General features: G+C 57.0%; 12 protein-coding genes and 3 pseudogenes. 5 read left to right on the forward strand and 10 right to left on the reverse strand.

The window, feature by feature from the left end; translation table 11 throughout:
• Window positions 1-5 precede the first annotated feature (5 nt).
• From ku to BLX89_RS25520, 6 genes and pseudogenes are all read right to left on the reverse strand, one after another.
• The gene (gene ku, locus BLX89_RS22370; RefSeq protein WP_075293175.1) at window positions 6-908 is read right to left on the reverse strand and encodes a non-homologous end joining protein Ku; all 903 of its coding nucleotides are present in this window, start codon (window positions 906-908) and stop codon (window positions 6-8) included.
• 537 nt (window positions 909-1,445) lie between these two features.
• Window positions 1,446-2,699 carry a type II toxin-antitoxin system HipA family toxin gene (locus tag BLX89_RS22375; protein WP_075293195.1) on the reverse strand — a complete coding sequence of 418 codons (1,254 nt, stop codon included), beginning with the start codon at window positions 2,697-2,699 and terminating at the stop codon, window positions 1,446-1,448.
• Entirely contained in the window at window positions 2,692-3,003 is a 312-nt protein-coding gene (locus tag BLX89_RS22380) for a helix-turn-helix domain-containing protein (protein ID WP_198935190.1), read from the reverse strand. Before BLX89_RS22380 ends, BLX89_RS22375 begins: the two co-directional genes overlap by 8 nt.
• A gap of 366 nt (window positions 3,004-3,369) precedes the next feature.
• Window positions 3,370-3,568, reverse strand: a pseudogene (locus BLX89_RS22385) (type II toxin-antitoxin system RelE/ParE family toxin); the annotation flags it as partial.
• Entirely contained in the window at window positions 3,565-3,873 is a 309-nt protein-coding gene (locus BLX89_RS22390) for a type II toxin-antitoxin system RelB/DinJ family antitoxin (RefSeq protein ID WP_075293177.1), read from the reverse strand. The gene BLX89_RS22390 and the pseudogene BLX89_RS22385, both read right to left, overlap by 4 nt.
• Before the next feature lie 474 nt (window positions 3,874-4,347).
• Window positions 4,348-4,596, reverse strand: coding sequence for an RraA family protein (locus tag BLX89_RS25520; RefSeq protein ID WP_425348634.1), 249 nt, complete (start codon window positions 4,594-4,596; stop codon window positions 4,348-4,350).
• Between BLX89_RS25520 and BLX89_RS22400 the strand changes: the two are divergent.
• From BLX89_RS22400 to BLX89_RS22415, 4 genes and pseudogenes are all read left to right on the forward strand, one after another.
• Window positions 4,585-5,442: pseudogene (locus BLX89_RS22400) on the forward strand (tripartite tricarboxylate transporter permease); the annotation flags it as partial. The gene BLX89_RS25520 and the pseudogene BLX89_RS22400 overlap by 12 nt on opposite strands.
• Window positions 5,361-5,558, forward strand: a pseudogene (locus BLX89_RS25190) (hypothetical protein); the annotation flags it as partial. The pseudogenes BLX89_RS22400 and BLX89_RS25190, both read left to right, overlap by 82 nt.
• A 183-nt stretch (window positions 5,559-5,741) precedes the next feature.
• Window positions 5,742-6,020, forward strand: coding sequence for a type II toxin-antitoxin system ParD family antitoxin (locus BLX89_RS22410; RefSeq protein WP_075293178.1), 279 nt, complete (start codon window positions 5,742-5,744; stop codon window positions 6,018-6,020).
• Between the two features lie 2 nt (window positions 6,021-6,022).
• Window positions 6,023-6,316 (forward strand): type II toxin-antitoxin system RelE/ParE family toxin, encoded by a 294-nt coding sequence (locus BLX89_RS22415; RefSeq protein WP_075293179.1) that lies wholly within the window; start codon window positions 6,023-6,025, stop codon window positions 6,314-6,316.
• A gap of 300 nt (window positions 6,317-6,616) precedes the next feature.
• Here BLX89_RS22415 and BLX89_RS22420 read toward each other — a convergent pair whose 3' ends face one another.
• Both BLX89_RS22420 and BLX89_RS22425 read right to left on the reverse strand, forming a co-directional pair.
• Entirely contained in the window at window positions 6,617-7,159 is a 543-nt protein-coding gene (locus BLX89_RS22420) for a hypothetical protein (protein ID WP_143523730.1), read from the reverse strand.
• Between the two features lie 95 nt (window positions 7,160-7,254).
• Window positions 7,255-7,668, reverse strand: a complete 414-nt coding sequence (locus BLX89_RS22425; RefSeq protein WP_075293181.1) for a hypothetical protein — start codon at window positions 7,666-7,668, stop codon at window positions 7,255-7,257.
• 396 nt (window positions 7,669-8,064) lie between these two features.
• On the opposite strand from BLX89_RS22425, the gene BLX89_RS24450 reads away from it, so the two are divergent.
• Window positions 8,065-8,370, forward strand: a complete 306-nt coding sequence (locus BLX89_RS24450) for a hypothetical protein (RefSeq protein ID WP_143523731.1) — start codon at window positions 8,065-8,067, stop codon at window positions 8,368-8,370.
• A gap of 339 nt (window positions 8,371-8,709) precedes the next feature.
• Here BLX89_RS24450 and BLX89_RS25195 read toward each other — a convergent pair whose 3' ends face one another.
• Both BLX89_RS25195 and BLX89_RS22435 read right to left on the reverse strand, forming a co-directional pair.
• The gene (locus BLX89_RS25195) at window positions 8,710-8,973 is read right to left on the reverse strand and encodes a thermonuclease family protein (RefSeq protein ID WP_342587613.1); all 264 of its coding nucleotides are present in this window, start codon (window positions 8,971-8,973) and stop codon (window positions 8,710-8,712) included.
• 254 nt (window positions 8,974-9,227) lie between these two features.
• Entirely contained in the window at window positions 9,228-9,497 is a 270-nt protein-coding gene (locus BLX89_RS22435; protein WP_075293182.1) for a WGR domain-containing protein, read from the reverse strand.
• Between the last annotated feature and the right edge of the window lie 363 nt (window positions 9,498-9,860).

The raw sequence follows: 9,860 nt of genomic DNA on the forward strand, positions 1-9,860 counted from the left end.
TCCGATCAGCCCGCGCGCCGCGTTGGCGCGGCAGCCGTTGTCGATTTTGCGGCGGCAGCCGGTTTGGACGTCTTCTGGCGAGATGCCCCCTTATTCACATTGGCGGCGGTGCGTTTCGGCTCTGCTTTCTTTGCGCCGACCCCAGCGCTCTCCCTGAGAGCCCGAAGAAGATCGCTGGGTTTCGAGGCGGGCGGAGCCTTCTTCTTCGGTACCGCCCTGCCCTCAATTTTCGCCTTCACCAGTTCTGCTACGGCCGCCTCATACCGATCGTCAAAAGTGCCGGCAACGAAGCTGCCCTTCTTGGTGCCTATGATGTGCTTTGCGAGCTCAAGCATCTCGCCTTTGATCTTCAGGTCGGGCATCTCCTCGAATGCCTCCTTAGACGAGCGCACCTCGTAATCAAAGTTGAGGGTGGTGGCGATCAGCCCTTTGCCGTGTGGCCGGATGAGAACGGTACGCATGCGGCGGAAGAGGACTGTGCGGGCGATTGCAGCAACCTTCGCTTTTCTCATGCCGTCGCGTAGAAGCACAAAGGCACTGGTGCCCATGTTGTTCGGCGCCAGATAGTACGGCTTGTCGAAATAGACGTCGTCTATTTCGTGACAGGGGACAAAGGCATGGATCCTCAGGGTCTTGTCGCTGTCCGGGACCGCGGCCGCGACCTCCTCGGGTTCGAGGATGATGTATTGGCCGTTTTCAATCTCGTACCCCTTCACCTGTTCGTCTCGCTCCACCGGGTCGCCGGTCTCGCTGTCGACGAACTCACGCTTCACCCGGTTGCCCGTCTTGCGGTTCAGCGTGTTGAAGTTGATCCGCTCCGACGAGGAGGCCGCGGTGTAGAGGGCCGCCGGACATGCGACCTCTCCGAACTTGATAAAGCCTTTCCAATTTGCTCTTGGGGCAACCATGCGCAAAACTCCTGACGCAACCTAGGCGATTCAAGCGAATCGACAGGCAATTGTTCCGAGTCGAAACGAATCATTTTCAAGAAGTTTGGCCTATTGCGGCGCCCGTTATGAGAGTCTGCGCTGACGCTTGATTCCAGTGCATGTTTTGCACCCGCGCCCGTTTTCTCTGTGCAATAACCCTGAAGGAGTACTACCATGCGCAAACGTGAATCGAACCATATCAGGATCGACAAGCGCCACAATGTCTCCTGCACAGCCTGCCGTGGATGCCCTCAGAACGCAGCCGCTCGGAGGCCCGGAGCGACTGCTGCACAAGCTCCTAAGCCTTCTCGACGAGTGTTTGATTGCGCCCGGGCACAGATATTGGTTTATGGATTCAGATAGGCATCCCAAATTGATGTGCCGCGGAGAATATGTCAAAGGGATAGACGTCGCTATTGGGACGGCTTGCTAAGCTTTTGAAAGGTTTCGAACCAGCAACCCGATCGGTATTGGTGGCCACGAAACTGATGTTGCGTTACGGAAAAACACCAATTGCTAATCAGCACACGTGCCGAGGATCGGCGACATCAGCTTGATGTGGGCATCAACCCGTTCCAACACTCTGTCGGGTAGAACAGCTCGTTCAGGCAGAGACCACCAAGACTGGTTGACGCGCTCCACCGTCTCCGTAACAGCCTTCAGCACAGCAGCTTCCGGCAGTCTCGCACGATGAGCGAAGACTTTCCATCGCTGGGCGTTCATTGCCTTGAACGGCCTTTCACCGGCCAGGGACAGTGCCATGGCGTCCGACGGAATGTATGGGACGGTCGACAGAACATCATAGACCGGGGCGAGTGCCGGTTTGTCGCCCTTCCCGTGATAAATCAGCGACCAATTCTTGAGGTGCATGTCGCCATTGCCTGTCAGCACAGCCAAAGCCAGTCGTCGGACGAACTCAAGGGCTGCTGCTGAAGAAACGGCGACCCCAATAGCCACAGCGATATCATGATACGCGGCCCCATCATATTTTCGAGACGGATAGACGCCGAATACCTGAGCGAAATCTTCGATATGGATTCGCCCACCACTGGCAAGGCGATCGAACCGTTTGACGAGGAGGACTTTGCCGTCGGCCAATGTCTCAAACTCCTCTGGGATACCCTCGAACTGCGATTGTTCGACGAGCTCGCGTTCCGGCACGTCCATACCAATCGCTTCGGCCAATGCGAGATTTGCAAACTCGTTTTCCGAGACAACGGGAAATGATGTCGATGGAAACTTGGCGATATATGAACCCTGCTCGTCGCCTAAGGGGATCGTCAGACCGCCGCCCTTGCCTGTGTTTTTGATGATGGAGAGTTTCATTTGCACGCCGGCGAGCGAAAACCGGGCCTTCGGTCTCGGAGTTATCAAACCCTCATTACGAACAACGCTGCCTTCGCTCGGCACAATTCGGACAGCCCCCGGCAGATCCGATCCGAGTGCTGCAAGCAAATCGAAATCATTTCCTGCTCGCACGCTGCCCGAATGGTGCCTCTCCATCGCCTCGCGCAGTTTATCCTCTGGAAGAAGGTTCGCAAAGAACGGTGGCAAAGCCCTAGCGACTGGCTTCGGGTCCTTCCGCAAACCCCCATGTGCCGCGCGAAATGACAAACTGAGCACTGGGAAACCACCAGTCTGTCGATAGCTTTCCTCAAAGCTGAACGCGTTGAAGTCTCCCGGCGTCCTCACGATCATGCCGACCTTCAGGTCATTCAAGAGCACGTCCAGTGAGGTTATAGATCTTGGATCAAGAGGCGCATCAGACATTGCCATCACCATCAGGGCTGACGACGAAAGCAGGAAGGTCATCTTCGGCGTCACCTGGCTGCAGTAAAGCTTCAACCGTCGGGACCATAGCCTGCGGGATGAGCATCAGCTCCAGACCAAGCGCACGACCGATGTTGATCAGAGTCGTCGTACGGGCAGCGCTCGCTCCAGCCTCAATCTCGCGGTACCGTGGACGCGATAGACCCGCCATATCCGCGACCTGCTCCTGGGTGAGGCCCAAAGTCTTGCGCGATGTCTTGAGCAGCCGCCCTATGTCTTGAAGAGCAACCGAATCCAACTTCATACGATACCTTAGCGATTCATCTCTTCCAATATGATATGTTTACGTATCTCATGGCATTTGCTTATGTCAAGCCGAGGTTGAGCTTGCCGCGTTGGGGAAGGCGGATGATATCCGAAGTCGAAGCGTCCGAGCCATGCAGTCGGGGATTGGAAACTTCCGCCCTGTCCTTGCCAGAAACGCCGGCAGCACACCCGCCGTTGCCGGGTAGATTCTGATCTCCCGCATGGATCTTCCCCCTGCCGCACGCGCTGTCTCGGCCTACAAATCCAGCTTTCCCAGCACCCGGAGACACCGATCATAGAACACCGTCCCGCCCGCGTCAGTTCGACCTTGCGGCTCGAGCGCGTCAGTAATTGCACGCTAAGTGTATGGCGTACCGTTGATGACGAGTTCGCGTGTTCCGGCAATTCTACCCACCTCCGCTGGCAGGAAAGTCAAACAAGCGACGGATGGCAGCTGCTATCCGTTCATCGATTAGAGCCGCGGCTGCAGGATTATCTGCCTCGATGTATGTGAAGATGGCGTCGCGGTCCGACAGCGCATACGCAGACCAAGTAAGCTTCACGATCCTGGCGCACGGGCCTTAAGGCGGGCGGCCGTTCGGCGTTTGGCAAAATGTGCCTCAACCTCGTCGTCTGATAAAACTGGTCGAGTATCATTCAACGCTTCCAGCACCTTGGCTCGAAACCAGGCGTCATGCGCCTCACTGCCGGATAAAAGTTCAAGAGGCAGCGCCCCCTCGTTAGCAATTCGGGTGAGCATGATACGAACCGCATCAGATACCGTGAGGCCTATGCTTTTAAGCGCGGCAGACGCACGATCCCGAACTTCGACATCAATACATGTTTGGACAAGTGCGTTGGCGGCCATAACTATCTCCATATCCAGCTGATATGGTAATGCACTTGAATGACGAATTCCGGATAAAATTTACGGCGGCTGTGTTTGCTCAGCTCTCAGCTCTTAGTTTTTGAGAGGATTCGAACGGCCGACCCGCGATAACTTCGGATGCGAAGCGGCAGATAAACGAGGCAGATCAAGCATGTGGTCTATTTGGAATGTGCGGAAGGCAGCGGCAGACGGTCTGTCCGCTTCTGGGCTTAGAATGATAGAAGCGGACATCTGAAAGCTAACGGTAATATTAAATGCCGCCTCTTCGGTCTTATGTCTCGATGAGGCAACCATGCTTTGCGAGAGCAACGTCCACCCACGCCCGCTCATTTTTCCCTGCGCGGATGTTCTCCATCTGCCTTGTCTCGGCCTCGTGTTTCTTGCTGGCTGCGAGGAATACACTCTCGGCATCATCCATCGGTACGCTCAGCAGGCCATCCGCATCGCCGCATATCAGATCACCGGGTTGATCACCATGCCGCCGATTGAGATTGGCACGTTCACCTCACCGGGACCATCCTTGTACGGACCTCGATGAGTGACACCGCAGGCAAACACGGGGAACGACCCGGCGATCAACTCGGCGCTGTCGCGGATCGCTCCGTAAATGACAATACCGCCAAGGCCGCGCTGGGCCGCGTGGGCCACCATCAGTTCGCCGATAATGGAATTGGTCAAATCGCCACCTGCATCGACCACCACAATGTCGGCGGGTTCTCGGAAGCCCTGACCCCGACAAACCTGCTCTTCTGTTTTATCGGCGCGCTTCTCGGTACGCTGATCGGCGTCTTGCCAGGGATCGGCCCCACAGCCACCGTCGCCATCCTGCTTCCGGTCACGTTTTTCTTGCCGCCGCTTGGTGCCCTGATCATGCTGGCGGGCATCCTCTACGGAGCCCATTATGGCGGATCCACCACGGCGATACTGGTGAACCTGCCAGGCGAAGCGTCGGCCGTCGTGACAGCAATCGATGGCTATCAGATAGCGCGCAAAGGCCGCGCCGGTGCGGCCCTCGCGATTGCCGCGCTGGGCTCTTTCTTTGCTGGAACCGTCGCGACAATCGGTCTTGCCATCGCCGGCCCCACGCTCTCGTCCTTCGCGCTTTCGTTCGGACCAGCCGAATATGTCTCGCTCTGTGTGTTCGGCCTGCTGGCCGCTACAATCTTGGCTCACGGCTCCGTCATCAAGGCGATCCGCATGGTGTGCCTGGGACTGGTACTTGGCATGGTCGGCATCGACGTGAACAGCGGCTCCACGCGCCTCACCTTCGGTTCCACCGAGCTTTACGATGGCATCGACTTTGTCGTGATCGCTGTCGGCCTCTTCGGCGTTGCGGAAATTGCCAGCAATCTTGAATTCAAGGAGGCCCGTGGCGTCTTGCAGAGCACCATCGGTCGACTTTGGCCGACAAAAGAAGAGTTCAAGGAGAGCTGGGCCGCCGTCTTGCGTGGAACCGCTGTCGGCACATTGCTTGGTGTGCTGCCGGGTGGTGGCGCGACCTGCGTGAACGCTTGGTTTTCGTCGGCGGCTGTACAACCGCGCTATTCATCACCGATCCAATAACGCTCGAGGATATTCGCGCCACCGATGATATCGATCTGATCGTGGACCTTGCCGGGCTGGCGGAGTGGGCTCAGCTTCTCGAACAGCTTCGCGAGATAGGGAAGGCGCAAAGCCGCATTGCCATGCAGTTACATCGCCCTGATGGGATCCGAACCGCGAGCCCCTTGATCGCTAGGTCGAAGCGTTAAGGAATCAATTAGTTGCTCGCGTGGCCGGCATATTGGCTTCTTGCTTCCGGTACGCTAATCGCATACCATGGATGCGACGGGAAGAAGGATCCTACGATGACGACGGTCGAGAAGATTACCATTGCACTTACACCTGAGATGGCGGGATTTGTGCGAAGTGCGGTCGATGCTGGCGAATATGCGTCGACTAGCGAAGCCATCCGCGACGCCGTGCGTGAGTGGAAAGAACGACGGGATTTGCTTGGCTATACAGTCGAGGATCTGCGAGCGCTTGTCCATGAGGGCATCGACAGCGGTCCGAGTTCGCGGTCCACGATGGCAGAGGTGAAAGCTGCCGCGCGCCATCGATTTGAATCTTCACGACGCGAAAGCTAACTATGCTTTCTATTGTCCGCACGGATCGTGCCGATGAGGACCTGATCGAAATCTGGTCCTACATTGCCGTTAAAAACATAGTCGCAGCTGATCGAGTTCTCGATGCGATTGAGGCGCGCTGGCAGCATCTAGCACGGCACCCGTACTCGGGAATGGCGCGTGACGACATTGCCCCGGGTATTCGGCATCTGGTCTCAGGCGATTATCTGACACTTTACCGGCTCACCGGCGGCGCGGTCGAAATCATCCGCGTGCTGCACGGGCGCCGGAAGATTTCCTCCCAAGTCGTTGTTTAACAGATGGCCTGTTAGTGTGGCTACGGGCACGACACCACCCAAGCGACATCGCACGCGTAGCATAACGCCTATTTATGGAACTTGTTAGATTGACAGCGTCGGCGATTTTGCCCACTTATACAGTGACTTTCGGAACCAATTTGCATTCAAGCACCTGCGAACATAGAGGACGGAGTGGTCGGTGCTGTGGAAGGCGAGAAAGGCCTCCATCTCATCTGGTCTCGGCCAAACCGGGACTGATGGCATCACAAGGCTCGGCCACCGGCGGAGCCTTTTCCTTGCAGGAACGGCGGTGCCCGGTTAACGCTTGTCAAACCTAGCGAGCATCCTGCGCAATTGCGCGTTTTGCTCAATGAGCTTCTTCGCAAGCTGGCGCCGCAGCTCATCGACTTTACTGTCGAGGTCGGCCATTTCATCGAGGAATGATATCGGGCCTGCTGCGACGGAAGGAGCGACCTCCTCGGCTTGTTTGGCGGGAGCCGCAGGCTCGGCGATTGGCTTAACCTTCTTTCCAGGTGCGGGCGTTCGCTTCACCAGCGCTTCAGGAGGTTTGGTTGGCGTGGGAGCTGGAGACTTCTCCTCTGGCTGATGCGAGGTGGCGCGGGCTGCGGACTCCTTGTTTCCTGGTGGGGCCGCAGCAGACTCTGCCGCAACGGGTGGCACCGGTTCAGGGCCCGGGTGTTCTTCTTCAGCAACCGGGCTGTACTCGAGCCTAATGGTTTTCGTTGCGACTGCAGCGCTCTTTGGTTTCAGTTTACGCGACACCAGGTCAGCCACAAATCTCCATGGTGTTCTCATCAAATTACCTTCAAAGCAATGCGGCGGTGAAATAGCCGCGGTCATCGTTGTCACAAGGACCGCATTGATCTCAGCTTAATCAGGCGAAAGATCGACGGCGCCGTCGCATATTTATGCGCGGCGCCTTTCGGAAGCCGAACTCAGCCCTTACCAAGCCGCTTGCGCAGATCCGCATTCTCGGCGCGAAGCTTCTCGGAGAGCTCTTTGCGAAGCTGCTTGTTCTCTTCTTCAAGCTTGATGAGGTCGGAAATATCGTCAACGACGTCAACAGAGGTGACAGCGGGAGCGGACGCAGCAGCTTCAACGCGAGGTGCGCGAGCGGCCGCCGCCTTGGGTGCGGGAGCCGCTTTTTGGACCTTCACCGGAGCGGTCTTGGAGCCACGCTTCGCGCGCGTCTTCTTCGCCGGAGTTTCGGCAGGTGCAGCAACTGCATCGACGGAGCTGACTTCGGCGCCAGCTTTCGGTGTCCTCGGCTTGCGGGTTTTCTTGTCAGCGGGAGCTACGGCCGCGGCTTCGGTCGTCGCAGTTGTCTCAATCGTAGGTTCGTCAGCCATCAGTGTTCTCCTCTATCAGGCAAGCAAGCTTTTGATTCGCCGTTGATTAAAGTCAATGCCGAAAGCCCCTCGTTTGCCTAGATTCGGCGTTTGGTAGGCTGCCACCACCTCCTCCCGCCGGATAATCTGAGCCGAACTAAGGCATCGAGTTAGTTCTGGCTTTTTTGGTGCCATACGACAGTATGAAAACCTGCTCAGCATCGGACGATGATGCCATCGGCGCTGCCGTCGTCAAGGATGAGCGGTTCTCCCATTTACTCCACCAGCCCTCATGAGCAGGTTCGCAAATCGGCTCCTCCCACTCCCCGGCTCTGCCCGTCGCTGACGCGATCCTTGACCCCTGCATCCCCTCCTTGGACCGGTTGGTCATCTTCCACAAACGTCAAGGAGACGAAGATGATCTACGAACTCCAAATCCAGATCGAAGAACTGCGGGCCGAACTGGGATCGCTGTCGATGGCGGTAAGGGCCGTTAGATCGATGCCAAGCTCGAGATTTCCCGAGCGGAACTGGCCATTGCGCTGCCGAGATGGATGGCCTTGCAGAAGCCGAACCGCCTTTCTGATCCGGCCGGTATCGACCCCAATCGTCGTGGCAAAGTTGCTGATGTTTTCCTGTCGAGCTCACTTCATCGACATTGGGAATGATGCGGATCGCCGGGCCCGCCGCAGCTTGGTGCCGGCAGAGTTTTCCCGCGTTTAGCTCCTCACGCAGCAAAATTCAGCCGCCCTCAGGTCCTGCGCCGCGCTTCGGCCGTGACCGGTGCAGCCCTCTCTCGCGAACCGCATTTCATCCTCCCGACAAAAGGCAATCGACAGGAGAAACCAAATGCAACAGCTCGCGAAATTCCTCAAGGCGACCGGCCGCCGCCTTCGCATCCTTGCCAGGGTGATCTGTTACTTCTTCCGCAAGGGAAAGCTCGGTTTAAGATCGCGATCAAGATCCCGTTGTTCGTCGAGGTCGAGGTGAATTTCGAGACCGACAGGAACTGACGGAGTTAAACGCCATACCGGCCCGGTTTGCTGTACCGGTATCTTCAGCTTAACACCATGGCTCTCGAAGGCCGCTCCACGTCCGCGCGAGACCTTCTGAAACCAGAATATCGCCAAGACTTCGCCCGTCTCGGATCAGTACGCGAAGCTGGCGCCCATAGCGATCGGTGTCACGACCGGTCCACCCTCTGAGTTCGAGCGAACCCTCGCTGAAGAGTTCAAGCATTCTATCCGTGGCGCGTTTCCCAAGAACCAGCTCAGACGAGCATTCTGGCTCACTCACCTCTGGCTTGTCGATATCCGCGATCCGAATCTACCGGCCGTTTAATCAGATCGTGTCTCCGTCGACGACGCATGCTTGGCGCGTGCCAGTGGCACATTTTTGGAAGACGACGCTCACCTTCGATCTGGCCCCGGACGCGTAAACGTTGTCACCAGCCGAAACAGAGGCTGTTGGAGGAACTACGAACATCACCGCCAGGATTAATTTTATAAAGCCGCGCATTTACCCATGAGCAACATTATCCGATGCTTTTTCCATGCCTGTCCCTCCAATTCCGGCGCCATCTACCGGATATCGGGGCATGATTGATGGACAGTTGCTGAATAGACGCGGCGCTTCTTCTTCCGGAGGAGATCGAGGAAGAGGACCACGGCCTCTCGCTCGGTTTCGAAATGATGGCTCATTGTCTGGCCGTTCGTTCCGATACGTCCCCAACACCGCGTCAGGCACGCTTCGCCGAACAGGTTGGGCTCGATGGCCATCGCATAGAAACGGGCCATGTTTTTCGTGGCGCCCTTCCTTTCGACGTAGAGATGGTAAGGCTGGGTGATCATGCCGGCATGATCTTGTCTCTAACGCTTCCCGTCCAACGAGAGTTTTGAATCATTCAGACGCAATCGATTCAATTTCGTGATGTGTAGACACTACCGCGTTTAGGCGTTCGCGGTCGGCTTAAAGATCTGTTCGCGGGGGCGAACGAAGCCCGCGTGAGCTACTTGCACCAGCAGTCGACATTTGCTTTTGGCGACACATTGGCCGATTTGGGGCCGATTGCGGCCTGTCGGCTTCTGGGTGCAAGCAAACGAATGCTGACGAACACTACTCCGCAGCACCGGTATCTGCTCACGCTCGAATGTTTACGCTAAAGGGCTGCGGACAGAGCGCGAGAGGAGCACTCCATTCGCTCGCGTAGCCCA

Origin of the sequence: Pararhizobium arenae, from assembly GCF_001931685.1 — a bacterium.
Classification (GTDB): domain Bacteria; phylum Pseudomonadota; class Alphaproteobacteria; order Rhizobiales; family Rhizobiaceae; genus Pararhizobium; species Pararhizobium arenae.

Bases quoted from the DNA above. Each gene is read 5' to 3' on its own strand.
- BLX89_RS22435 (WP_075293182.1), bottom strand. From the start codon at position 9,497: ATGATCACCCAGCCTTACCATCTCTACGTCGAAAGGAAGGGCGCCACG.
- ku (WP_075293175.1), bottom strand. From the start codon at position 908: ATGGTTGCCCCAAGAGCAAATTGGAAAGGCTTTATCAAGTTCGGAGAG.
- BLX89_RS22415 (WP_075293179.1), top strand. From the start codon at position 6,023: ATGCTTTCTATTGTCCGCACGGATCGTGCCGATGAGGACCTGATCGAA.
- BLX89_RS24450 (WP_143523731.1), top strand. From the start codon at position 8,065: ATGATCTACGAACTCCAAATCCAGATCGAAGAACTGCGGGCCGAACTG.
- BLX89_RS22425 (WP_075293181.1), bottom strand. From the start codon at position 7,668: ATGGCTGACGAACCTACGATTGAGACAACTGCGACGACCGAAGCCGCG.
- BLX89_RS22390 (WP_075293177.1), bottom strand. From the start codon at position 3,873: ATGGCCGCCAACGCACTTGTCCAAACATGTATTGATGTCGAAGTTCGG.
- BLX89_RS22420 (WP_143523730.1), bottom strand. From the start codon at position 7,159: ATGACCGCGGCTATTTCACCGCCGCATTGCTTTGAAGGTAATTTGATG.
- BLX89_RS22380 (WP_198935190.1), bottom strand. From the start codon at position 3,003: ATGAAGTTGGATTCGGTTGCTCTTCAAGACATAGGGCGGCTGCTCAAG.
- BLX89_RS22375 (WP_075293195.1), bottom strand. From the start codon at position 2,699: ATGTCTGATGCGCCTCTTGATCCAAGATCTATAACCTCACTGGACGTG.
- BLX89_RS22410 (WP_075293178.1), top strand. From the start codon at position 5,742: ATGACGACGGTCGAGAAGATTACCATTGCACTTACACCTGAGATGGCG.